Origin of the sequence: Streptococcus mitis (genome assembly GCF_965111725.1) — a bacterium.
GTDB classification, from domain to species: Bacteria; Bacillota; Bacilli; order Lactobacillales; family Streptococcaceae; genus Streptococcus; species Streptococcus mitis_DV.
Genome location: NZ_OZ217341.1, coordinates 1,440,190 through 1,461,845, shown reverse-complemented (window position 1 = coordinate 1,461,845; position 21,656 = coordinate 1,440,190). Strand labels below are relative to the sequence as shown.

The 21,656-nt window shown below is 40.2% G+C and carries 24 protein-coding genes; 20 read left to right on the top strand and 4 right to left on the bottom strand.

The genetic code is table 11. The features are described 5' to 3' along the window. Positions 1 to 7 precede the first annotated feature (7 nt). The 14 genes from ftsE to ACLV7Q_RS07165 all read left to right on the top strand — a co-directional run bounded on the left by ftsE (position 8) and on the right by ACLV7Q_RS07165 (position 15,835). On the top strand, positions 8 to 700 hold the full coding sequence (gene ftsE / locus ACLV7Q_RS07230) for a cell division ATP-binding protein FtsE (protein WP_000022265.1): 693 nt from the start codon (positions 8 to 10) through the stop codon (positions 698 to 700). Continuing rightward, the gene (gene ftsX, locus ACLV7Q_RS07225) at positions 693 to 1,619 is read left to right on the top strand and encodes a permease-like cell division protein FtsX (protein WP_061423985.1); all 927 of its coding nucleotides are present in this window, start codon (positions 693 to 695) and stop codon (positions 1,617 to 1,619) included. Before ftsE ends, ftsX begins: the two co-directional genes overlap by 8 nt. Positions 1,620 to 1,903: 284 nt before the next feature. Beyond that, positions 1,904 to 4,084: a PTS transporter subunit IIBC gene (locus ACLV7Q_RS07220; protein ID WP_078156079.1), complete on the top strand. Its 2,181-nt coding sequence runs from the start codon at positions 1,904 to 1,906 to the stop codon at positions 4,082 to 4,084. Positions 4,085 to 4,135: 51 nt separating this feature from the next. Then, entirely contained in the window at positions 4,136 to 4,951 is an 816-nt protein-coding gene (locus ACLV7Q_RS07215) for an endonuclease/exonuclease/phosphatase family protein (RefSeq protein ID WP_218757649.1), read from the top strand. Positions 4,952 to 5,358: 407 nt separating this feature from the next. Next, positions 5,359 to 6,702: a DEAD/DEAH box helicase gene (locus tag ACLV7Q_RS07210; protein ID WP_049522019.1), complete on the top strand. Its 1,344-nt coding sequence runs from the start codon at positions 5,359 to 5,361 to the stop codon at positions 6,700 to 6,702. A 498-nt stretch (positions 6,703 to 7,200) separates the two neighbouring features. After that, on the top strand, positions 7,201 to 8,391 hold the full coding sequence (gene metK, locus ACLV7Q_RS07205; RefSeq protein ID WP_218757648.1) for a methionine adenosyltransferase: 1,191 nt from the start codon (positions 7,201 to 7,203) through the stop codon (positions 8,389 to 8,391). 447 nt (positions 8,392 to 8,838) lie between these two features. After that, positions 8,839 to 9,774 carry a dihydroorotate oxidase gene (locus tag ACLV7Q_RS07200; protein WP_218757647.1) on the top strand — a complete coding sequence of 312 codons (936 nt, stop codon included), beginning with the start codon at positions 8,839 to 8,841 and terminating at the stop codon, positions 9,772 to 9,774. Between the two features lie 32 nt (positions 9,775 to 9,806). After that, positions 9,807 to 10,844, top strand: coding sequence for a DNA polymerase III subunit delta (gene holA, locus ACLV7Q_RS07195; protein WP_218757646.1), 1,038 nt, complete (start codon positions 9,807 to 9,809; stop codon positions 10,842 to 10,844). 58 nt (positions 10,845 to 10,902) lie between these two features. Continuing rightward, a complete protein-coding gene (locus tag ACLV7Q_RS07190; RefSeq protein ID WP_225904732.1) occupies positions 10,903 to 11,136 on the top strand; it encodes a hypothetical protein in 234 nt (77 codons plus the stop codon). A gap of 124 nt (positions 11,137 to 11,260) precedes the next feature. Next, on the top strand, positions 11,261 to 11,866 hold the full coding sequence (gene sodA / locus ACLV7Q_RS07185; protein ID WP_049546399.1) for a superoxide dismutase SodA: 606 nt from the start codon (positions 11,261 to 11,263) through the stop codon (positions 11,864 to 11,866). 156 nt (positions 11,867 to 12,022) lie between these two features. Beyond that, on the top strand, positions 12,023 to 12,553 hold the full coding sequence (locus ACLV7Q_RS07180; RefSeq protein ID WP_033677505.1) for a YutD family protein: 531 nt from the start codon (positions 12,023 to 12,025) through the stop codon (positions 12,551 to 12,553). Positions 12,554 to 12,573: 20 nt separating this feature from the next. Continuing rightward, entirely contained in the window at positions 12,574 to 13,659 is a 1,086-nt protein-coding gene (gene rlmN / locus ACLV7Q_RS07175; protein ID WP_000804760.1) for a 23S rRNA (adenine(2503)-C(2))-methyltransferase RlmN, read from the top strand. Further along, entirely contained in the window at positions 13,659 to 14,132 is a 474-nt protein-coding gene (locus ACLV7Q_RS07170) for a VanZ family protein (RefSeq protein ID WP_218757645.1), read from the top strand. Before rlmN ends, ACLV7Q_RS07170 begins: the two co-directional genes overlap by 1 nt. Before the next feature lie 161 nt (positions 14,133 to 14,293). Next, on the top strand, positions 14,294 to 15,835 hold the full coding sequence (locus tag ACLV7Q_RS07165; protein WP_049499635.1) for an ABC-F family ATP-binding cassette domain-containing protein: 1,542 nt from the start codon (positions 14,294 to 14,296) through the stop codon (positions 15,833 to 15,835). Between the two features lie 159 nt (positions 15,836 to 15,994). On the opposite strand, the gene ACLV7Q_RS07160 is transcribed toward ACLV7Q_RS07165, so the two are convergent. From ACLV7Q_RS07160 to ACLV7Q_RS07145, 4 genes are all read right to left on the bottom strand, one after another. Next, positions 15,995 to 16,798, bottom strand: a complete 804-nt coding sequence (locus tag ACLV7Q_RS07160) for a peptidylprolyl isomerase (protein WP_218757644.1) — start codon at positions 16,796 to 16,798, stop codon at positions 15,995 to 15,997. A 303-nt stretch (positions 16,799 to 17,101) separates the two neighbouring features. Next, positions 17,102 to 17,326 carry a helix-turn-helix transcriptional regulator gene (locus ACLV7Q_RS07155; RefSeq protein WP_176139072.1) on the bottom strand — a complete coding sequence of 75 codons (225 nt, stop codon included), beginning with the start codon at positions 17,324 to 17,326 and terminating at the stop codon, positions 17,102 to 17,104. 2 nt (positions 17,327 to 17,328) lie between these two features. Further along, positions 17,329 to 17,907 (bottom strand): DUF3796 domain-containing protein, encoded by a 579-nt coding sequence (locus ACLV7Q_RS07150; protein ID WP_176139073.1) that lies wholly within the window; start codon positions 17,905 to 17,907, stop codon positions 17,329 to 17,331. Between the two features lie 380 nt (positions 17,908 to 18,287). Continuing rightward, positions 18,288 to 18,419, bottom strand: coding sequence for a hypothetical protein (locus ACLV7Q_RS07145; RefSeq protein ID WP_267240441.1), 132 nt, complete (start codon positions 18,417 to 18,419; stop codon positions 18,288 to 18,290). A 177-nt stretch (positions 18,420 to 18,596) separates the two neighbouring features. On the opposite strand from ACLV7Q_RS07145, the gene rpsP reads away from it, so the two are divergent. From rpsP to trmD, 6 genes are all read left to right on the top strand, one after another. Continuing rightward, entirely contained in the window at positions 18,597 to 18,869 is a 273-nt protein-coding gene (gene rpsP, locus ACLV7Q_RS07140) for a 30S ribosomal protein S16 (protein WP_000268760.1), read from the top strand. 19 nt (positions 18,870 to 18,888) lie between these two features. Next, the gene (gene kphA, locus ACLV7Q_RS07135; protein WP_000379617.1) at positions 18,889 to 19,128 is read left to right on the top strand and encodes an RNA-binding protein KphA; all 240 of its coding nucleotides are present in this window, start codon (positions 18,889 to 18,891) and stop codon (positions 19,126 to 19,128) included. Between the two features lie 44 nt (positions 19,129 to 19,172). Further along, entirely contained in the window at positions 19,173 to 19,505 is a 333-nt protein-coding gene (locus ACLV7Q_RS07130; protein ID WP_218757643.1) for a MazG nucleotide pyrophosphohydrolase domain-containing protein, read from the top strand. A gap of 97 nt (positions 19,506 to 19,602) precedes the next feature. Continuing rightward, on the top strand, positions 19,603 to 20,391 hold the full coding sequence (locus ACLV7Q_RS07125) for an alpha/beta fold hydrolase (protein ID WP_218757642.1): 789 nt from the start codon (positions 19,603 to 19,605) through the stop codon (positions 20,389 to 20,391). A 30-nt stretch (positions 20,392 to 20,421) separates the two neighbouring features. After that, positions 20,422 to 20,940: a ribosome maturation factor RimM gene (rimM, locus tag ACLV7Q_RS07120; protein WP_218757641.1), complete on the top strand. Its 519-nt coding sequence runs from the start codon at positions 20,422 to 20,424 to the stop codon at positions 20,938 to 20,940. Beyond that, on the top strand, positions 20,930 to 21,649 hold the full coding sequence (trmD, locus tag ACLV7Q_RS07115; RefSeq protein WP_000686915.1) for a tRNA (guanosine(37)-N1)-methyltransferase TrmD: 720 nt from the start codon (positions 20,930 to 20,932) through the stop codon (positions 21,647 to 21,649). The genes rimM and trmD overlap by 11 nt, the downstream gene beginning before the upstream one ends. The last annotated feature ends 7 nt before the right edge of the window (positions 21,650 to 21,656 follow it).

Sequence of the window (21,656 nt, the reverse complement as noted above, 5' to 3'; positions counted from 1 at the left end):
AACTCACATGTCAATCATTGAAATGAGAGATGTCGTCAAAAAATACGACAACGGAACGACTGCCCTACGCGGTGTTTCGGTCAGCGTTCAACCGGGAGAATTTGCTTACATTGTAGGACCTTCAGGAGCAGGGAAGTCAACCTTCATTCGTTCTCTGTATCGTGAAGTAAAAATCGATAAAGGAAGCCTATCAGTTGCTGGTTTTAATCTGGTTAAGATCAAAAAGAAAGACGTCCCGCTTCTACGTCGTAGTGTTGGGGTTGTCTTCCAGGATTATAAACTCTTGCCAAAGAAAACTGTCTATGAAAATATTGCTTACGCTATGGAAGTAATCGGGGAAAATCGCCGTAATATCAAAAAAAGGGTTATGGAAGTTTTAGACTTGGTAGGATTAAAGCACAAGGTTCGTTCTTTCCCAAATGAGCTCTCAGGTGGAGAGCAACAGCGGATTGCGATTGCACGTGCCATTGTAAATAATCCCAAAGTATTGATAGCCGATGAACCAACAGGAAACCTGGACCCTGATAATTCATGGGAAATTATGAATCTCTTGGAACGGATTAACCTACAAGGGACAACTATTTTGATGGCGACTCATAATAGCCAGATTGTAAATACCTTGCGCCACCGTGTCATTGCCATTGAAAATGGTCGTGTTGTTCGTGACGAATCAAAAGGAGAGTATGGATACGATGATTAGTAGATTTTTTCGCCATTTATTTGAAGCCTTAAAAAGTTTGAAACGAAATGGTTGGATGACAGTAGCTGCTGTCAGTTCAGTCATGATTACTTTGACCTTGGTGGCAATATTTGCATCTGTTATTTTCAATACAGCAAAACTAGCTACAGATATTGAAAATAATGTTCGAGTAATGGTTTACATTCGTAAGGATGTCGCTGATAATAGCGAGACCATTGAAAAAGAAGGTCAAACTGTTACAAATAATGACTACCACAAGGTATACAATGCTTTGAAGGGGATGTCTACTGTTAAGAGTGTTACTTTTTCAAGTAAAGAAGAACAATATGAAAAATTAACCGAGACAATGGGTGATAACTGGAAAATTTTTGAAGGAGATGCCAACCCCCTCTATGATGCCTATATCGTTGATACAAATACGCCAAGTGATGTAAAAACTGTAGCTGAAGATGCTAAAAAAATTGAAGGTGTGTCTGAGGTTCAGGATGGTGGTGCCAATACAGAACGCCTATTCCAACTAGCATCATTTATCCGTGTTTGGGGATTAGTTATTGCAGGACTTTTGATTTTCATTGCAGTTTTCTTGATTTCAAATACCATTCGTATCACCATTATTTCCCGCAGTCGCGAAATTCAAATCATGCGCTTGGTTGGTGCTAAGAACAGTTATATCCGTGGACCGTTCTTACTTGAAGGTGCCTTTATTGGTTTACTTGGAGCAACTGCGCCATCAGTGTTGGTCTTTATTGTTTATCGAATGGTTTACCAATCTGTCAACAAATCGTTGGTCGGACAAAATCTTTCTATGATTGCGCCAGAGGTATTTACTCCTCTGATGATTGCCCTATTATTTGTGATTGGGATTTTCATTGGTTCACTGGGATCAGGAATTTCCATGCGTCGATTCTTGAAGATTTAGGTAAACTAGCTACTTTTATGAGGAGATTAAATGATCTCCTTTTTTGCTACAATAATGTTTGAAAAGAGATGCGTAGAAGAAAAGAACTTCCAAAAGAGTCGCTCAGAGAAGGCTTCTTGATGGCTAACTTGAACTTGAAATTTAGCACCTAGAAAATTTTTGAAAAAAGAGGATTTTTTTGAATAAAAGCCTTTACAAAAAAAATTAAAGTGGTATAATTAAATCATAGAAGGTGCAAACGTTTTCGTAAAACGTTTGCCTAAATAAAAATAAAGGAGATTTGAATGATGAAAGATACATTCAAAAATGTCTTGTCTTTCGAATTTTGGCAAAAATTCGGTAAGGCTTTGATGGTGGTTATCGCGGTTATGCCGGCTGCTGGTTTGATGATTTCAATCGGTAAGTCTATCGTGATGATTAACCCAACCTTTGCACCACTCGTTATTACTGGTGGTGTACTAGAGCAAATCGGTTGGGGAGTTATCGTTAACCTTCATATCTTGTTCGCCCTCGCTATTGGAGGAAGCTGGGCTAAAGAACGTGCTGGTGGTGCTTTCGCCGCTGGTCTTGCCTTCATCTTGATTAACCGTATCACTGGTACAATCTTTGGTGTATCAGGCGATATGTTGAAAAATCCAGATGCTATGGTTTCAACACTATTGGGTGGGCAAATCAAAGTTGCTGATTACTTCATTAGTGTTATGGAAGCCCCAGCATTGAACATGGGTGTCTTCGTAGGGATTATTTCTGGTTTTATTGGAGCAACTGCTTACAATAAATACTATAACTTCCGTAAGCTTCCTGATGCACTTTCATTCTTTAACGGGAAACGTTTTGTACCGTTTGTAGTTATTCTTCGTTCAATAATTGCTGCAATTGTACTTTCAGCTTTCTGGCCACTTGTGCAAACTGGTATCAATAGCTTTGGTATCTGGATTGCTAACTCACAAGAAACTGCTCCAATCCTTGCACCATTCTTGTATGGTACATTGGAACGTTTGCTCTTGCCATTTGGTCTTCACCACATGTTGACTATCCCAATGAACTACACAGCTCTTGGTGGTACTTATGAGGTCTTAACTGGTGCAGCAAAAGGTAGCCAAGTATTTGGTCAAGATCCACTTTGGCTTGCATGGGTAACAGACCTTGTAAACCTTAAAGGTACTGATGCTAGTCAATACCAACACTTGTTAGATACTGTTCACCCAGCTCGTTTCAAAGTTGGACAAATGATTGGTTCATTCGGTATCTTGATGGGTGTGGTTGTGGCTATCTACCGTAATGTTGATGCTGACAAGAAACACAAATACAAAGGTATGATGATTGCGACAGCTCTTGCAACATTCTTGACAGGGGTTACTGAACCAATCGAATACATGTTCATGTTCGTCGCAACACCTATGTATCTTGTTTACTCACTTGTTCAAGGTGCTGCCTTCGCTATGGCTGACGTCGTAAACCTACGTATGCACTCATTCGGTTCAATCGAGTTCTTGACTCGTACACCTATTGCAATCAGTGCTGGTATCGGTATGGATATCATTAACTTCATTTGGGTAACTGTTCTCTTTGCCGTAATCATGTACTTTATCGCAAACTTCATGATTCAAAAATTCAACTACGCAACTCCAGGGCGTAACGGAAACTACGAAACTGCTGAAGGTTCAGAAGAATCTAGCAGCGAAGTGAAAGTTGCAGCAGGTTCTCAAGCTGTAAACATTATCAACCTTCTTGGTGGACGTGCAAACATCGTTGATGTTGACGCATGTATGACTCGTCTTCGTGTAACTGTTAAAGATGCAGATAAAGTAGGAAATGCAGAGCAATGGAAAGCAGAAGGAGCTATGGGTCTTGTCATGAAAGGACAAGGGGTTCAAGCTATCTACGGACCAAAAGCTGACGTATTGAAATCTGATATCCAAGATATCCTTGATTCAGGTGAAATCATTCCTGAAACTCTTCCAAGCCAAATGACTGAAGCACAACAAAACACTGTTCACTTCAAAGGTCTTACTGAGGAAGTTTACTCAGTAGCAGACGGTCAAGTTGTTGCTTTGGAACAAGTAAAAGATCCAGTATTTGCTCAAAAAATGATGGGTGATGGATTTGCAGTAGAACCTGCAAATGGAAACATTGTATCTCCAGTTTCAGGTACTGTATCAAGCATCTTCCCAACAAAACATGCTCTTGGTATTGTGACTGAAGCAGGTCTTGAAGTATTGGTTCACATTGGTTTGGACACAGTAAGTCTTGAAGGTAAACCATTTACAGTTCATGTTGCTGAAGGACAAAAAGTTGCAGCAGGTGATCTTCTTGTCACAGCTGACTTGGATGCTATCCGTGCAGCAGGACGTGAGACTTCAACAGTAGTTGTCTTCACAAATGGTGATGCAATTAAATCAGTTAAATTAGAAAAAACAGGTTCTCTTGCAGCTAAAACAGCAGTTGCTAAAGTAGAATTGTAATATACTTGAGGTTGGAAACTGTATTCCAACCTCTTATTTTGGGAGAAAAGAATGAAATTTTTAACACTCAATACTCACAGTTGGATGGAAAAAGAAGCTGAGGAAAAATTCCAGATTTTGCTTGAGGATATTCTTGAAAAGGACTATGATTTGATTTGTTTCCAAGAAATCAATCAGGAGATTACTTCGCCAGAGGTGGACGTTAATGACCTTTATCAAGCTTTGCCAGCAGCTGAGCCTATTCACCAAGACCACTATGTTAGACTCTTGGTTGAAAAGTTGTCAGAGCAAGGGAAAAATTACTACTGGACCTGGGCTTATAATCATATCGGTTATGACAGCTACCATGAAGGTGTGGCTATCTTGTCTAAAACACCTATTGAAGCCAGAGAAATTTTAGTTTCAGATGTGGATGATCCAACAGACTATCATACTCGCCGTGTTGCCGTGGCTGAAACTGTAGTTGATGGTAAGGAGCTTGCAGTTGCAAGTGTCCACCTTTCTTGGTGGGATAAAGGTTTCCAAGAAGAATGGGCACGATTTGAGGCTGTCTTGAAAGAATTGAACAAGCCGCTTTTGCTAGCTGGAGATTTCAACAATCCGGCTGGACAGGAAGGCTACCAAGCTATTTTAGCTAGTCCATTAGGCTTACAAGACGCTTTTGAAGTTGCTCAAGAGAAAAGTGGTAGCTATACTGTTCCACCAGAAATAGATGGATGGAAAGGGAACACTGAACCCCTTCGAATCGACTATGTTTTTACTACCAAAGAGTTAGTGGTGGAAAATCTGCATGTTGTTTTTGATGGTAAGAAGAGTCCGCAAGTCAGTGATCACTATGGCTTGAATGCTATTTTAAACTGGAAATAATAACTGATACTCTTCGAAAATCTCTTCAAACCACGTCAACGTCGCCTTGCCGTACTCAAGTATAGCCTGCGGCTAGTTTCCTAGTTTGCTCTTTGATTTTCATTGAGTATGAAAAGAGGTTGGAATTATAAAATTCCAGCCTTTTTCTGATTAGAAAAGCTACTGGAAATATCCTAATACTCTTCGAAAATCTCTTCAAACCACGTCAGCTTCACCTTGCCGTACTCAAGTACAGCCTGCGTTTAGCTTCCTAGTTTGCTCTTTGATTTTCATTGAGTATAAACAAGTACAGCCTGCGTTTAGCTTCCTAGTTTGCTCTTTGATTTTCATTGAGTATAAATAAGTGAGGCTACTGAAATGGAATAAAATGTGGTATAATTGATAAGATAGATAGAATCGAGGATAGTATGTCATTTACGAAATTTCAATTTAAAAATTATATTAGAGAAGCCTTGGAGGAGTTAAAATTTACAACTCCAACAGAGGTGCAAGATAAGTTGATTCCCATTGTTTTGGCAGGTCGTGACCTAGTCGGTGAATCAAAAACAGGTTCAGGTAAGACTCATACTTTCTTGTTACCGATTTTTCAGCAATTAGATGAAGCCAGCGATAGTGTACAGGCAGTGATTACTGCACCGAGTCGTGAGTTGGCTACTCAAATTTACCAAGCAGCCCGTCAGATTGCTGCCCATTCAGATGTCGAAGTTCGTGTGGTTAATTATGTGGGTGGTACGGATAAGGCTCGCCAGATTGAGAAATTGGCAAGCAATCAGCCTCATATTGTTATTGGAACACCAGGCCGTATCTACGACTTGGTTAAATCCGGTGATTTGGCTATTCACAAGGCCAAGACCTTTGTGGTCGATGAGGCAGACATGACCTTGGATATGGGATTCTTGGAAACTGTTGATAAGATTGCTGGCAGTCTTCCAAAAGACTTGCAATTCATGGTCTTCTCAGCGACTATTCCACAAAAACTGCAACCATTCTTGAAAAAATACTTGTCAAATCCTGTTATGGAGAAAATCAAGACCAAAACGGTCATTTCTGATACCATTGATAATTGGTTGATTTCTACCAAGGGACGTGATAAGAATGCTCAAATTTACCAGTTGACTCAGTTGATGCAACCCTATTTGGCAATGATTTTTGTTAACACTAAAACGCGTGCTGATGAATTGCATTCTTACCTGACTGCTCAAGGTTTGAAGGTGGCAAAGATTCACGGAGATATTGCCCCTCGTGAGCGCAAGCGTATCATGAATCAGGTGAAAAATCTGGATTTTGAGTACATTGTCGCAACAGACTTGGCAGCGCGTGGAATTGACATTGAAGGTGTCAGCCATGTCATCAATGATGCCATTCCGCAAGATTTGTCCTTCTTTGTGCACCGTGTTGGTCGTACTGGAAGAAATGGCCTACCAGGCACAGCCATTACCCTTTATCAGCCAAGTGATGACTCGGATATCCGTGAGTTGGAGAAATTGGGAATCAAGTTTACTCCTAAGATGGTCAAAGACGGGGAATTTCAAGATACCTATGACCGTGATCGTCGTGCTAATCGTGAGAAGAAGCAAGATAAGCTTGATATTGAAATGATTGGTCTGGTCAAAAAGAAAAAGAAAAAAGTCAAACCGGGTTATAAGAAGAAAATTCAATGGGCGGTTGATGAAAAGCGCCGCAAAACCAAGCGTGCTGAAAATCGCGCTCGCGGTCGTGCAGAGCGTAAAGCTAAACGCCAAACATTTTAATAGTAATTGTTGGAGTGCTGAGCTCCAACTTTTTGCTTTATGAGAACGAACTATCTAAACAGAAACACTACATTAAAGACTGCAAATTGTGTTGAAAAATGGTATAATGATAAAGTTATATAGTCCCGATAAGATGGTAGGTACTTCTATTTTTTCTTGCGAGTCGCAACTCGCAAAGAATGACGGCTCCAAAGTAGTCGCTCGTCATTCTACGGTTGTCGCTATAAGGCGGTCACCCTATGCGCCTTACTAGCTTCAGAAATAAAAAAGTATCGTTTTTATTTCTTTCGCGTCGTAACTCGCAAAGAATGACGGCTCCAAAGTAGTCGCTCGTCATTCTACGGTTGCCGCTATAAGGCGGTCACCCTATGCGCCTTACTAGTTTCAGAAATAAAAAAGTATTGTTTTTATTTCTTTCACGTCGTAACTCTTTGATAACAGAAATACCTATCAGTACTTTGTAACTCTATAACACTATTTTTAAGGGGGGACATTTTTATGTCAGAACGTAAATTATTCACGTCTGAGTCTGTATCTGAGGGGCATCCAGATAAGATTGCAGACCAAATTTCAGATGCGATTTTGGATGCTATTTTAGCAGAGGATCCAGAGGCGCACGTTGCTGCTGAGACAGCTGTCTATACTGGTTCCGTCCACGTTTTTGGTGAAATTTCTACAAATGCCTATGTGGATATTAACCGTGTGGTTCGTGATACTATTGCAGAGATTGGTTATACCAATACAGAATATGGATTTTCTGCTGAAACTGTAGGAGTCCATCCGTCACTTGTTGAGCAGTCACCAGATATTGCCCAAGGTGTTAACGAAGCCTTGGAGGTTCGTGGAAATGCAGATCAAGATCCGCTGGACTTGATTGGTGCTGGAGACCAAGGTCTCATGTTTGGATTTGCTGTGGATGAAACAGAGGAGCTCATGCCATTGCCAATCGCACTCAGTCATAAATTGGTTCGTCGTTTGGCTGAACTTCGCAAGTCTGGGGAAATCAGCTATCTTCGCCCAGATGCTAAATCACAAGTTACAGTTGAGTATGATGAAAATGACCGTCCAGTACGTGTGGACACAGTCGTTATTTCAACTCAGCACGATCCAGAAGTCAGCAACGAACAAATTCACAATGATGTCATTAACAAGGTTATCAAAGAGGTTATTCCAGCCTCGTACTTGGATGAGCAAACAAAATTCTTCATCAATCCAACTGGTCGCTTTGTAATCGGTGGACCTCAAGGAGACTCAGGCTTGACTGGTCGTAAGATTATCGTGGATACCTATGGTGGCTACTCTCGTCACGGTGGTGGTGCCTTCTCTGGTAAGGATGCGACTAAGGTGGACCGTTCTGCCTCATATGCAGCTCGTTATATTGCAAAGAATATCGTTGCAGCAGGTCTTGCTAAGAAAGCAGAAGTGCAATTGGCTTACGCTATCGGTGTTGCCCAGCCTGTTTCTGTCCGTATCGATACCTTTGGTACAGGAACAGTAGCTGAAAGCAAACTTGAAAAAGCGGCTCGTCAAATCTTTGATCTTCGCCCTGCAGGAATTATCCAAATGCTGGATCTCAAGCGCCCAATTTACCGTCAAACAGCGGCTTATGGACACATGGGACGTACAGATATTGATCTTCCGTGGGAACGTTTGGACAAGGTAGAGGTTTTGAAAGAAGCAGTCAAATAAAATATTAAGAGGGGAACTTCCTCTCTTTTTTATAGTTTTTAACTATACTGGGATACTGTTCTGAAAATCCATTTTGTGAAAGTAGAGATTTACATGTATTTCTTTAAAAATGATAAAGGTTGAGATTTCTCCTCGTAATAGATAATCATGGGGATATTTCAATCCAAAGTTTTATTCGTTATCACTTGACTATTGCAAGGTTTTCTAGAGCAACAGAGTCATGGAATGGACTCATGGTTGAGATTTCTCCCTGTTGCTTGGACTTCATTCAAAAGTCTGTTACCCAAGTCTTGTTCAAACTTCCAATACACTAGCTGTTTCCATAGCATGACTTCTGCACTAGACTTTCTTTTCCGAATAAATAGATAGAACCATAGAATCTAGTAAACCTAGAATTAAAACTGTGGTATAATATTAGCAATAAAAGGAATCTGGAGGATTAGAATCATGGTATCAACGAAAACACAAATTGCTGGTTTTGAGTTTGACAACTGCTTGATGAATGCAGCAGGTGTGGCTTGTATGACGATAGAAGAGCTTGAAGGAGTCAAAAACTCAGCGGCAGGAACCTTTGTCACAAAGACAGCGACCTTGGACTTTCGTCAGGGGAACCCTGAACCACGTTATCAAGATGTTCCACTTGGTTCTATCAACTCTATGGGCTTGCCGAATAATGGCTTAGACTATTATTTGGACTATCTTTTGGACTTGCAGGAAAAAGAGACAAACCGAACTTTCTTCTTATCTCTAGTCGGCATGTCTCCAGAGGAAACCCATACTATCTTGAAAAAAGTCCAAGAGAGTGATTTTCGTGGTCTGACTGAGCTAAACCTCTCTTGTCCAAATGTTCCAGGAAAACCTCAGATTGCCTATGATTTTGAGACAACAGACCGGATTTTGGCAGAAGTATTTGTCTACTTCACCAAACCTCTTGGAATTAAATTGCCACCATATTTTGATATTGTTCACTTTGACCAAGCGGCAGCTATTTTCAATAAGTATCCTCTTAAGTTTGTCAACTGCGTCAACTCTATCGGAAACGGCCTTTATATAGAAGATGAGTCTGTCGTTATTCGTCCTAAAAATGGTTTCGGTGGAATTGGGGGAGAGTATATCAAACCGACTGCTCTTGCTAATGTTCACGCATTTTATCAACGCTTAAATCCTCAAATCCAAATCATCGGAACAGGTGGCGTGTTGACTGGTCGTGATGCCTTTGAACATATCCTCTGTGGAGCCAGTATGGTGCAGGTGGGAACCACCCTTCACAAAGAAGGCGTCGGTGCTTTCGAACGTATTACCAATGAACTGAAAGCAATCATGGCGGAAAAAGGGTACGAGAGCCTAGAAGATTTCCGTGGGAAATTGTGCTATATCGATTAAATGAATTAAAAAGTCAGAAGAAAGGAGAGAAGATGCTAGCCATTGAAGAGAGTCAGAAGTTGACTTTATCAAATTTACCAAGCCTGAGCCTTTTTACAGGGACAGACCAGGGTCAGTTTGAAGTGATGAAGGGTCAAGTGTTGAAACAAATTGGCTATGATTCTGCTGACCTCAACTTTGCCTACTTTGATATGAAAGAAGTAGTTTATAAAGATGTAGAACTGGAGTTGGTCAGCCTTCCTTTCTTTGCGGATGAGAAAATCGTGATACTAGACCATTTTGTCGATATCACGACTGCTAAAAAGCGCTTTTTGACAGGTGATGAGCTCAAGTCATTTGAGGAATACCTTGATAATCCTTCACCAACAACCAAGTTGTTAATCTTTGCGGAAGGAAAGCTGGACAGCAAAAGACGGTTAGTCAAATTACTGAAGCGTGATGCCAGGGGCTTTGATGCAGTAGAAGCCAAAGAACAAGAATTGCGCCAGTATTTCCAAAAGTGGAGCCAGAAACAAGGTCTGCAGTTTACCAATCATTCTTTTGAAAATCTCCTCATCAAGTCGGGTTTTCAATTTAGCGAAATTCAGAAAAATCTCCTCTTTTTACAGTCCTATAAATCAGATGGGGTGATTGAGGAAAAGGACATTGTCGAGGCAATTCCTAAGACCTTGCAGGACAATATCTTTGACTTAACTCAGTTTATTCTGACTAAAAAGATGGATCAGGCGCGCGATTTGGTGAGAGACTTGACCTTGCAAGGGGAAGATGAAATCAAACTGATTGCAGTCATGCTGGGACAATTTCGGACTTTTACTCAGGTGAAACTTTTGTCAGAGTCTGGGCAAACAGAATCGCAGATTGCAAGTAGTTTAGGTAGTTATCTGGGACGCAATCCCAATCCCTATCAAATCAAGTTTGCGTTGAGGGATTCACGAGGACTTTCCTTGAGCTTTTTGAAGCAAGCTATTTCCTATTTGATTGAGACAGACTATCAGATTAAGACAGGTCTTTATGAAAAGAGTTTCCTTTTTGAAAAGGCACTCTTACAGATTACTAGTCAGGTCAATTGACATTTTTTTGAAACTATAACCCGCGTCAAGATTATCTTGTCGTGGGTTTCTTGCTGATTTGCTTGTTTTATACTCAAGGAAAATCAAAGAGCAAATTAGGAAACTAGCCGCAGGTTGCTTAAAGCACTGCTTTGAGGTTGTAGATAAGACTGACGAAGTCAGCTCAAAACATGTTTTTGAGGTTGCGGATGAAACTGACGAAGTCAGCTCAAAGCACTGCTTTGAGGTTGTAGATAAGACTGACGAAGTCAGTAACATATACCTACGGCAAGGCGACGTTGACGCGGTTTGAAGAGATTTTCGAAGAGTATTATTAGAAAGTATGTCACTGATTTCCTTATCTATAAGCAAAAAACTTGAAAAAAGTGAATGTTTGCGTTATCATTTTCATATAGAAAGAAAAAGAGGTATTACAGATGGCTATTATCTTACCAGATCTTCCATATGCATACGACGCTTTGGAACCATACATCGATGCGGAAACAATGCACTTGCACCATGACAAACACCATCAAACTTATGTCAACAATGCCAATGTAGCTCTAGAAAAACACCCTGAAATCGGTGAAGATCTTGAAGCCTTGCTTGCTGATGTAGAATCTATCCCAGCTGATATCCGTCAAGCGCTTATCAACAATGGTGGTGGACATTTGAACCACGCTCTTTTCTGGGAATTGATGACTCCTGAGAAAACAGCTCCATCAGCAGAACTTGCAGCAGCAATCGATGCAACATTTGGTTCATTTGAAGAATTCCAAGCAGCCTTCACTGCAGCAGCAACAACTCGTTTCGGTTCAGGATGGGCATGGTTGGTTGTCAACAAAGAAGGTAAACTTGAAGTGACTTCAACAGCAAACCAAGACACACCAATCTCAGAAGGTAAAAAACCAATCTTGGGCTTGGACGTTTGGGAACATGCTTACTACGTAAAATACCGCAACGTGCGTCCTGACTACATTAAAGCTTTCTTCTCAGTGATCAACTGGAACAAAGTAGATGAATTGTACGCAGCTGCTAAATAATGATAGTTGGAGGGAAGAATTGTTCTTCTCTTTTTAAGGTTATATTATTTTGGTCTGACAAAATCGTCAGACTTTTTTCATTTTTATGAGAAACGTGCTAACTGCTAGAAATTATGGTAGAATAAAGTATTAAGTAATCGTGAAAAAAGGATATCTATGCGAAAAGAAATTGCACCTGAATTATACAACTATAACAAGTTTCCTGGTCCTGAGTTCCATTTACACGGGGACAAGGTCGAAACGGAAGGGATAGCTTTTTCCTTGGTGGAAAATATCAAGGATGCCTTTGATGTGACGGCTTTTAATCAGCGTTTTTCAGAAGTCTTAACCAAGTTTGATTATATCGTGGGAGACTGGAGCAACGAACAGCTTCGCCTACGAGGTTTTTACAAGGATGACCGAACAGAAGAAAAACTTGAAAAAATCAGTCGTTTACAAGACTACCTTTTAGAGTATTGTAGTTATGGTTGTGCCTATTTTGTCTTAGAAAATGAAGCCCCTAAGCGAGCATCATTTGACAAGAAAATGCGTAAGAAGGAAGAAGAAACACCTTCTAAAAAAGGAAAGAAACCGACTCAAACCAAACGAAAACCGAATGCAGATAAGAAAAATAGACGTCGTCAGAAAGACCAGCATTCTCAGAAAGAGGACAAGGGGCAACGTCATTTTGTCATTCGTCAGAAGTGAGTAGAGAATAAGGAGAAGAAATGAAACCGTCAATTTATAGTTTAACACGTCAAACCATGCAGGAATGGGTTTTGGAGCAAGGAGAAAAGAAATTCCGTGCAGATCAAATCTGGGAATGGCTCTACCGTAAACGTGTCCAGTCATTTGAAGAGATGACCAACCTGTCAAAAGATTTGATTGCTAAGCTTAATGATCAGTTTGTGGTCAATCCCTTGAAACAACGTATCGTCCAAGAGTCTGCTGATGGTACCGTTAAATATCTTTTTGAGTTGCCTGACGGTATGTTGATTGAGACTGTACTCATGCGTCAGCACTATGGTTTATCAGTCTGTGTGACCACTCAGGTCGGCTGTAATATCGGTTGTACCTTCTGTGCTTCTGGTTTGATTAAGAAACAACGTGACCTTAATAATGGGGAAATTGTAGCGCAAATCATGCTGGTTCAGAAATACTTTGATGAGCGTGGACAGGATGAACGCGTCAGCCATATCGTTGTCATGGGAATTGGTGAACCATTTGATAACTACAACAATGTCTTAAATTTCGTTCGTACTATCAACGATGACAAGGGAATGGCTATTGGTGCTCGTCACATTACGGTTTCAACCTCAGGTTTGGCTCATAAAATTCGTGATTTTGCTAATGAAGGGGTTCAGGTCAATCTTGCCGTTTCTCTTCACGCACCTAACAATGAGTTGCGTTCAAGCATCATGAAAATTAACCGTGCCTTTCCTATTGAAAAACTCTTTGCAGCTATTGAGTACTACATTGAGACAACCAATCGTCGTGTGACTTTTGAATATATCATGCTTAATGAAGTTAATGATGGTGTAGAACAAGCCTTGGAATTGGCTGAATTGCTCAAGAATATCAAGAAATTGTCTTATGTAAACCTGATTCCTTATAACCCAGTTAGTGAGCATGACCAATATAGCCGTAGTCCCAAAGAGCGCGTCCTGGCCTTCTATGATACGCTTAAGAAAAAAGGGGTCAACTGTGTGGTTCGTCAAGAGCACGGAACAGATATTGATGCAGCTTGTGGACAATTGCGCTCTAATACAATGAAACGTGACCGCCAGAAAGCAGTCGCAGCAGTCAATCCTTAATGATGAAGAAAACTTATAATCATGTTTTGGTATGGGGAGTCATTTTCTATAGCATTTGCATTGTCTATTTTTGCTTTACTCCTCAAGAACAATCTCCCGTGGGGGTGGAAACTCCAGGTATTCAACATCTTGGACGCCTGGTTTTTCTTTTGACTCCTTTCAATTCTCTCTGGAAACTGGGTGAAGTAAGTGACATTGGACAATTATGTTGGATTTTTTTACAAAATATCCTCAATGTCTTCTTGCTTTTTCCTCTGGTCTTTCAACTTATCTATCTCTTTCCAAACTTGCGGAAAACAAAAAAGGTCCTTCTTTTTAGTTTCCTAGTGAGTTTTGGAATCGAGTGTACGCAGTTAGTCTTGGACTTTTTCTTTGATTTTAATCGCGTCTTTGAGATTGATGATTTGTGGACCAATACCTTGGGTGGCTATCTGGCTTGGCTCCTCTATAACCGATTACATAATACTCAATGAAAATCAAAGAGCAAACTAGGAAGCTAGCCGCAGGCTGCTCAAAATACTGTTTTGAGGTTGTAGATAAGACTGACGAAGTCAGTCACATATATACGGCAAGGTGAAGCTGACGTGGTTTGAAGAGATTTTCGAAGAGTATAAAAACAAGATAAGGAATTAAAATGAGTATTTTAGAAGTTAAAAATCTGAGTCACGGTTTTGGTGACCGTGCAATTTTTGAAGATGTGTCCTTCCGTCTCCTCAAGGGAGAACATATCGGTCTGGTCGGTGCCAATGGTGAAGGGAAATCAACCTTTATGAGCATCGTTACTGGCAAAATGCTGCCAGATGAAGGGAAGGTTGAGTGGTCCAAATATGTGACGGCAGGTTACTTGGATCAGCACTCCGTCCTTGCTGAAGGGCAGTCGGTGCGCGATGTTCTCCGTACGGCTTTTGATGAGCTTTTCAAGGCGGAAGTCCGTATCAATGACCTTTATATGGAAATGGCTGAAGACGGAGCGGATGTTGATGCTCTCATGGAAGAAGTTGGCGAACTTCAAGACCGTTTAGAGAGTCGTGATTTCTATACCTTGGATGCTAAGATTGACGAAGTAGCGCGTGCCCTTGGTGTCATGGACTTTGGCATGGATACGGATGTAACTTCTTTGTCAGGTGGGCAAAGAACCAAGGTGCTTTTGGCAAAACTTCTCCTTGAAAAGCCTGATATCTTGCTTTTGGATGAGCCGACCAACTACTTGGATGCTGAGCATATTGACTGGCTCAAGCGCTATCTCCAAAACTATGAGAATGCCTTTGTCCTTATTTCACACGATATTCCATTCCTCAATGATGTTATCAATATTGTCTATCATGTGGAAAATCAACAGCTGACGCGTTATTCTGGTGACTACTACCAGTTCCAAGAAGTCTATGCCATGAAGAAATCTCAGCTAGAGGCTGCCTACGAACGTCAGCAGAAAGAGATTGCAGACCTCAAGGACTTTGTCGCTCGAAACAAAGCGCGTGTTGCAACACGAAACATGGCCATGTCTCGTCAAAAGAAATTGGATAAGATGGATATTATCGAACTCCAAAGTGAGAAACCAAAACCATCCTTTGATTTCAAATCAGCTCGTACACCAGGGCGCTTTATCTTCCAAGCCAAGGATCTGCAGATTGGTTACGACCGTCCACTTACCAAGCCTTTAAATCTTACCTTTGAACGCAATCAAAAGGTTGCTATTATCGGGGCAAATGGTATCGGGAAAACAACTCTCTTGAAGTCTCTCTTGGGAATTATCCCACCAATCGCTGGGGAAGTGGAACGCGGTGACTACCTAGAACTTGGTTATTTTGAGCAAGAAGTAGAAGGTGGCAATCGTCAAACACCACTAGAGGCTGTTTGGAATGCCTTTCCAGCTCTCAACCAAGCAGAAGTCCGTGCAGCCCTTGCCCGTTGTGGTCTGACAACCAAGCATATTGAAAGTCAAATTCAGGTCTTGTCAGGTGGGGAACAAGCCAAGGTTCGTTTCTGTCTCTTGATGAATCGTGAAAACAACGTTTTAGTGCTGGACGAGCCGACCAACCATTTGGATGTGGATGCCAAGGATGAACTCAAACGTGCTCTCAAAGAATACAAGGGGTCTATCCTTATGGTCTGCCACGAACCAGACTTCTATGAAGGCTGGATGGACCAAATCTGGGATTTTAATAATTTAACTTAAAAATAAGGATAAAAAAAATACAGTACCGAATATGGATACTGTATTTTTTGTTTTTATACTCAATGAAAATCAAAGAGCAAACTAGGAAGCTAGCCGCAAGCTGTACTTGAGTACGGTAAGGCGACGCTGACGTGGTTTGAATTTGATTTTCGAAGAGTATTAAGATTTAAAATCGTAGTCTTTCACTATTTCGATGCTATCGATAGTAATAGCAGTAGTTGGTTTGTCTTTCTCATCTTTTTCGGCTTTAGCAATCTTATCTACAACATCCATACCGTCAATCACTTGACCAAAAACTGGGTGTTTGCCATCTAAACTAGGATTTCCCCCTTCTTTGTAGGCTTCGATGATTTTCTTTGGATACTTACTTGTAGGGAGTTTAGCAGAGGTATCTGTAGAGTTTTGGTTGATGAAGAATTGGCTGCCGTTGGTGTTTGGTTGACCAGTATTAGCCATAGAAAGAGCACCACGGATATTATAGAGATAAGGAGTAATCTCGTTCTTGAAACCAGTTCCCTTGTCTTTTGTCTTATCCTTGTCATGCCAGATGGACTGACCACCTGTACCATCCCCTTTTGGATCTCCAGTTTGAACCATGAAGCCATCGATGACACGGTGGAAGGTAATGCCGTTATAGTAGCCTTCTTTGGCATGAGTGAGGAAGTTTTCAACCGCTAGAGGAGCGAGTTTAGGGAAGAGTTTGATACGGATATCTCCTTGACTTGTGTGGAGAATCACTTCAGCCTCGTCTTCAGCAACTTCCTTAGAAAGTTGTGGGAAATTGGCGTTTTCGTTTGTTAAAGCATCGTTTAACTCCTTGGCAGATTGGGCTGCTGCTTTGGAGCTTTCCTCAGCGGCCAAGCTAGAATCTACATAGTCATCACCACGCAAACTACGTTGGATGTTGTTACATCCAGCTAGAGCTACAGTGGATAGTAAAAGAAGGGTTGCTAGTTTTTTCATTCTAATCCTCTCAAAAATTCATTTCTACCATTGTACCCTAAAAGGAAGTGGATTTCAAATATTAGTGACAAGACAGTTTAAGAGGAAGGCAACCAGAAAGTCGCTTGCTTAGGGGCATCAATACCATAAGTGTGCTCAAAGTATTTAGGAAACCAGATCTTAAGAAAGCTCGTAAAGTTTCACAATTAGTAAACGTTCTTCGAAAGAATTACTATATTTTAAAAGAGCACATTTTCAAAGGATTTTTCTTTTGGCTTCAATTCCTAATGAATCAATGAACTTAATACTAGGTCTCGAAAAGAATTATGCTTCCTCTTTCTGTCTGAGTTCAAAGAGGTCTTCTACTTTCAGATTAAAAACTTGAGCAATTTTAAGAGCCATCTCCAGCGAAGGATTGTAACGGTTATTTTCTAAGTGCAGAATTGTCTCGCGGCGCATGCCGATGAGGTCGGCTAACTCCTTCTGGGTCATGCCTGTGGACTCACGAACAGATTTGAGATTAGTAATAATCTTACTTTCTTTGGCCATGCTTATCCTCTCCGTTCCAAGATAAGATAGACAACCGCAAAGATGCAAATCAAGGTAGCTATGCTAATAAAGATCTGGCCCATGTAAAGAGTGAGAGGCCCCATATACCCAATGATAACTGCTAGGATCATCAGTGCGCCTAGTATAAAAACCAACATCAAGCTAGCTGCCTTTGCTAAATTAGCATAAAAGCGTTCGTCCGGAGTTTCCTTGACATTTTTTAAAGAGAAAAAACCAAATAGAATCACTTCAATAACGAGGCCAATTCCCAAAATCCATTCTTTAATACCAGAACTTTCGCTTGGGGTCGCAACCCAAATTCCTACTGTATAAAAAATGCTTGCTGCAAACACAAGTATCGTGTAAAGCTTAGCAGACAAGTCAAAAATAATTTTTCTCTTACCTTTCTGACTCTTATGTAGCCAGCTCGATATAGCTACAATTTGACCTGACACTGAAATACCAGTAATAACTAACTTGGGTCCCCAACTAAGATTAGAACCAAATACAACAATAAAATCAATAAAGAGAGCTACGGCAATCATTGCAATGAGGCCATGCATTTTTTGACTTTTTTTCATGATAGACTCCTTTTTTGTGTTATAAATATATAACACTTAAATTTTATGTTATAAATATATCACATTTAAATTCGGAAAGCAAGAATTTATGTGCCAAGGTGGCAATTATTTGAAAAAATTTTTTAATAAAAGCCCATGATAGTCAAACAACTAAAGAATTCTTTGAAGCAATGCATCGGATTTGGTTTGGATAGTTTCGTTAATAATATTTGATGATAAAGAATTTTTGAAAAATCTAGATACTGTATGAATATCTACTTTTTTTCTTAGACTGTTACAAAGTCTGTCAGAATAGGCGTTGTAGGTGTAGAAGTTAATTTTTATAGAACTAAATTATTCCCCTATTTAGAATCTATTGATTCATATTTTATAAACTAAAATTAGTAGATATCTTTCTTAAAATCCTTGATATTTCGCTTGGGATTTAGGAGCCAAGCATTCAAATCATGTTCAGGTGAGATGAAGGGCTTAACTTGGTGGTCTTTATCACATTTTTCTAAAATAGTATTCACTGATAGCCTCTTTCAAACATTTATTTCCTACTTCTAACAAATTTCTAAAAGCTTTAAAAATTTTATAGTCTGTCAAGTTTTTTTCTTGACACCTGTCAGGAATCTGCTATAATGGAATATGTGCTAAATAGCTCAGCTATTTCACCGAAATAAAAAATAAGAAAAGAGACTTTAAAAATGGCAGTTAAAATCCGTTTGACTCGTATGGGTTCTAAGAAAAAACCTTTCTACCGTATCAACGTAGCAGATTCACGTTCACCACGTGACGGACGTTTCATCGAAACAGTTGGAACTTACAACCCACTTGTTGCTGAAAACCAAGTAACTTTGAAAGAAGACCGCGTTCTTGCATGGTTGGCTGATGGAGCTCAACCTTCAGATACAGTTCGCAACATCCTTTCAAAAGAAGGTGTATTGAAGAAATTCCACGATTCTAAATTCTCAAAATAAGTTTAAAGTAGGTTGACAGATGGATACGATTGAAAATCTCATTATTGCGATTGTGAAACCCTTGATTTCACAACCAGATGCCTTAACTATCAAGATTGAAGATACACCAGAATTTTTGGAATATCATTTGGATCTTGATCAAAGCGATGTGGGTCGTGTAATCGGTCGTAAGGGTCGCACTATTTCTGCGATAAGAACGATTGTCTACTCTGTCCCAACTGAAGACAAAAAAGTAAGAATCGTTATTGACGAAAAATAAGAAGGGCGGGACGAATGTCTCGCTTTTTTTGCAAGGAGCAGGATATGAAGGATTTAACGTTTAGACAATTACAAGACTATCTACTGGAACATTACCAGCAGTCTCGGACTGAGGAAGGTCTTTTTATCAAGCTAGTGGAGGAAGTCGGAGAAGTAGCTGAGGTTTTGAATGGTCGTTCTGGTAGAAAAGAGGGCGTTCAGGATTCTAACGAGGAACTAGCAAAAGAACTGGCTGATATTATTTACTACACTGTCGCAATCGCCGCCATCAACCATATTGACCTTACCAAGACTATCTTTGAGAAAGACAAGACTGCAGCCATTAAGTACCAACATGAACGTGATTTGGAAGAATTTTTGAAGGTGAAGGAGAATTGATGTCCTCTTCCTCCAACTTGAGAAAATCCTTGGAACGTGATAAAATAAAGGATAAGGATTTTTAATAATTCATTATATAGAACGAGTGGATTTCTTTATGAAGAGATTTGAAGTATCTACAGAAATTGGTAGTCTCTCTGTTACTTATCAAAAGCAAAAGAAAGTGCTAATTTGTCTAAACGGAGCAGGTTTGCTACCAAGTTATGAAAATTTTTCACTTATACTTGAAAAACTTCCTCCTACAATTGGTTACTTGACAATTGATTTTCCAAACACAGGAAGGAGTCCGATTCATGACCAAGCTGACAAAAATCTGGATAATCTTGTAGATGCGCTTTATAAAGTACTTGAAGAATTAGGGATTTCTGAATATATACTTTGTGCACATAGTTTGAGTGGAATTTTAGCTTGCAAATTACTCAAGAAACCGATTAAGTGTCAGGCTTTACTAGCAATTGAACCGACAACTAAAAAAGTCATGTTTGCTGATTTTTCAGAAACTCCTTATCCAGAAATGGAAGAGCAGATGAGGCTAATTGACGAGTGTGGTCCTGAACTTTATTTTAAGAACTTAACTCAAGCAACATTTAGTCCTGAAACGAATAAAGAAATCTGGGAAATAATGCAAGAAAAAGGCTTAGAGTTGGAAAAGCAAAATCCAGGATTTCAGATATCTGGAGAGATTACTGAGGAAGATTTTGAGGATGTATCTATAGAAGCTCATATTCCTGTATTTGTTTTTTGTCAGCCTTATAGAGAAAAAGAGTACAGAGAATCAGAATATTGGACTTCCAATACTAAACTCATTTTAGGAGGGAATCACCATTATTTACAATGGTCAGAATCGGAAAAAATTGCGACTATTATTCGAGAATTGTCAGAATAAGATGGAAAGAAGGAGAGTACGGGAGACAAGATGAACTACTTTAATGTTGGGAAAATCGTTAATACGCAAGGGTTGCAGGGTGAGATGCGAGTCTTGTCTGTGACGGATTTTGCAGAAGAACGGTTTAAAAAAGGGGCTGAGCTGGCCTTGTTTGATGAGAAGGATCAATTTGTCCAAATAGTGACCATCGCTAGTCACCGTAAACAGAAGAGCTTTGACATTATTAAATTCAAAGATATGTACCATATCAATGCTATTGAAAAGTATAAGGGATACAGTCTCAAGGTTGCTGAGGAAGATTTGAATGACCTAGACGATGGTGAATTCTACTATCACGAGATTATCGGTTTGGAGGTCTATGAGGAAGATAACTTGATCGGAACTATCAAGGAAATCTTGCAACCAGGTGCCAACGATGTCTGGGTGGTCAAGCGAAAAGGTAAACGTGACTTGCTCTTGCCTTATATCCCACCAGTGATTCTCAATGTTGATATTCCGAATAACCGGGTCGATGTGGAAATTTTAGAAGGGTTAGACGATGAAAATTGATATTTTAACCCTCTTTCCAGAGATGTTTTCTCCACTGGAGCATTCAATCGTTGGAAAGGCTCGAGAAAAAGGGCTCTTGGATATCCAGTATCATAATTTTCGAGAAAATGCTGAAAAGGCTCGCCATGTAGACGACGAGCCATATGGAGGCGGACAGGGGATGTTGCTCCGAGCCCAACCTATTTTCGATGCCTTTGATGCTATTGAAAAGAAAAATCCACGCGTTATTCTCCTCGATCCTGCTGGAAAGCAGTTTGATCAGGCTTATGCTGAGGATTTGGCTCAAGAGGAAGAGCTGATCTTTATCTGCGGTCACTACGAAGGATATGACGAGCGCATCAAGACCTTGGTGACAGATGAGATCTCCCTGGGCGACTATGTCTTGACTGGTGGAGAGTTGGCAGCTATGACCATGATTGATGCTACGGTACGCCTGATTCCAGAAGTGATTGGCAAGGAGTCTAGCCACCAAGATGATAGTTTTTCTTCTGGGCTTCTCGAGTATCCTCAGTACACACGTCCCTATGATTATCGTGGTATGGTCGTGCCAGATGTACTGATGAGTGGACACCATGAGAAGATTCGTCAGTGGCGCCTGTATGAGAGTTTAAAGAAAACCTATGAACGCAGACCGGATTTGCTTGAACATTATCAACTGACAGCAGAAGAAGAAAAAATGCTGGCAGAAATCAAAGAAAACAAAGAATAAAGGAGAT

Bases quoted from the DNA above. Each gene is read 5' to 3' on its own strand.
- ACLV7Q_RS07210 (WP_049522019.1), top strand. From the start codon at position 5,359: ATGTCATTTACGAAATTTCAATTTAAAAATTATATTAGAGAAGCCTTG.
- ACLV7Q_RS07125 (WP_218757642.1), top strand. From the start codon at position 19,603: ATGAAGAGATTTGAAGTATCTACAGAAATTGGTAGTCTCTCTGTTACT.
- rpsP (WP_000268760.1), top strand. From the start codon at position 18,597: ATGGCAGTTAAAATCCGTTTGACTCGTATGGGTTCTAAGAAAAAACCT.
- ACLV7Q_RS07170 (WP_218757645.1), top strand. From the start codon at position 13,659: ATGATGAAGAAAACTTATAATCATGTTTTGGTATGGGGAGTCATTTTC.
- holA (WP_218757646.1), top strand. From the start codon at position 9,807: ATGCTAGCCATTGAAGAGAGTCAGAAGTTGACTTTATCAAATTTACCA.
- ACLV7Q_RS07150 (WP_176139073.1), bottom strand. From the start codon at position 17,907: ATGAAAAAAAGTCAAAAAATGCATGGCCTCATTGCAATGATTGCCGTA.
- ACLV7Q_RS07220 (WP_078156079.1), top strand. From the start codon at position 1,904: ATGATGAAAGATACATTCAAAAATGTCTTGTCTTTCGAATTTTGGCAA.
- ftsX (WP_061423985.1), top strand. From the start codon at position 693: ATGATTAGTAGATTTTTTCGCCATTTATTTGAAGCCTTAAAAAGTTTG.
- ACLV7Q_RS07215 (WP_218757649.1), top strand. From the start codon at position 4,136: ATGAAATTTTTAACACTCAATACTCACAGTTGGATGGAAAAAGAAGCT.
- ACLV7Q_RS07180 (WP_033677505.1), top strand. From the start codon at position 12,023: ATGCGAAAAGAAATTGCACCTGAATTATACAACTATAACAAGTTTCCT.
- ACLV7Q_RS07165 (WP_049499635.1), top strand. From the start codon at position 14,294: ATGAGTATTTTAGAAGTTAAAAATCTGAGTCACGGTTTTGGTGACCGT.
- metK (WP_218757648.1), top strand. From the start codon at position 7,201: ATGTCAGAACGTAAATTATTCACGTCTGAGTCTGTATCTGAGGGGCAT.
- ACLV7Q_RS07155 (WP_176139072.1), bottom strand. From the start codon at position 17,326: ATGGCCAAAGAAAGTAAGATTATTACTAATCTCAAATCTGTTCGTGAG.
- trmD (WP_000686915.1), top strand. From the start codon at position 20,930: ATGAAAATTGATATTTTAACCCTCTTTCCAGAGATGTTTTCTCCACTG.
- kphA (WP_000379617.1), top strand. From the start codon at position 18,889: ATGGATACGATTGAAAATCTCATTATTGCGATTGTGAAACCCTTGATT.
- ACLV7Q_RS07200 (WP_218757647.1), top strand. From the start codon at position 8,839: ATGGTATCAACGAAAACACAAATTGCTGGTTTTGAGTTTGACAACTGC.
- rimM (WP_218757641.1), top strand. From the start codon at position 20,422: ATGAACTACTTTAATGTTGGGAAAATCGTTAATACGCAAGGGTTGCAG.
- ACLV7Q_RS07160 (WP_218757644.1), bottom strand. From the start codon at position 16,798: ATGAAAAAACTAGCAACCCTTCTTTTACTATCCACTGTAGCTCTAGCT.
- ftsE (WP_000022265.1), top strand. From the start codon at position 8: ATGTCAATCATTGAAATGAGAGATGTCGTCAAAAAATACGACAACGGA.
- rlmN (WP_000804760.1), top strand. From the start codon at position 12,574: ATGAAACCGTCAATTTATAGTTTAACACGTCAAACCATGCAGGAATGG.
- sodA (WP_049546399.1), top strand. From the start codon at position 11,261: ATGGCTATTATCTTACCAGATCTTCCATATGCATACGACGCTTTGGAA.
- ACLV7Q_RS07130 (WP_218757643.1), top strand. From the start codon at position 19,173: ATGAAGGATTTAACGTTTAGACAATTACAAGACTATCTACTGGAACAT.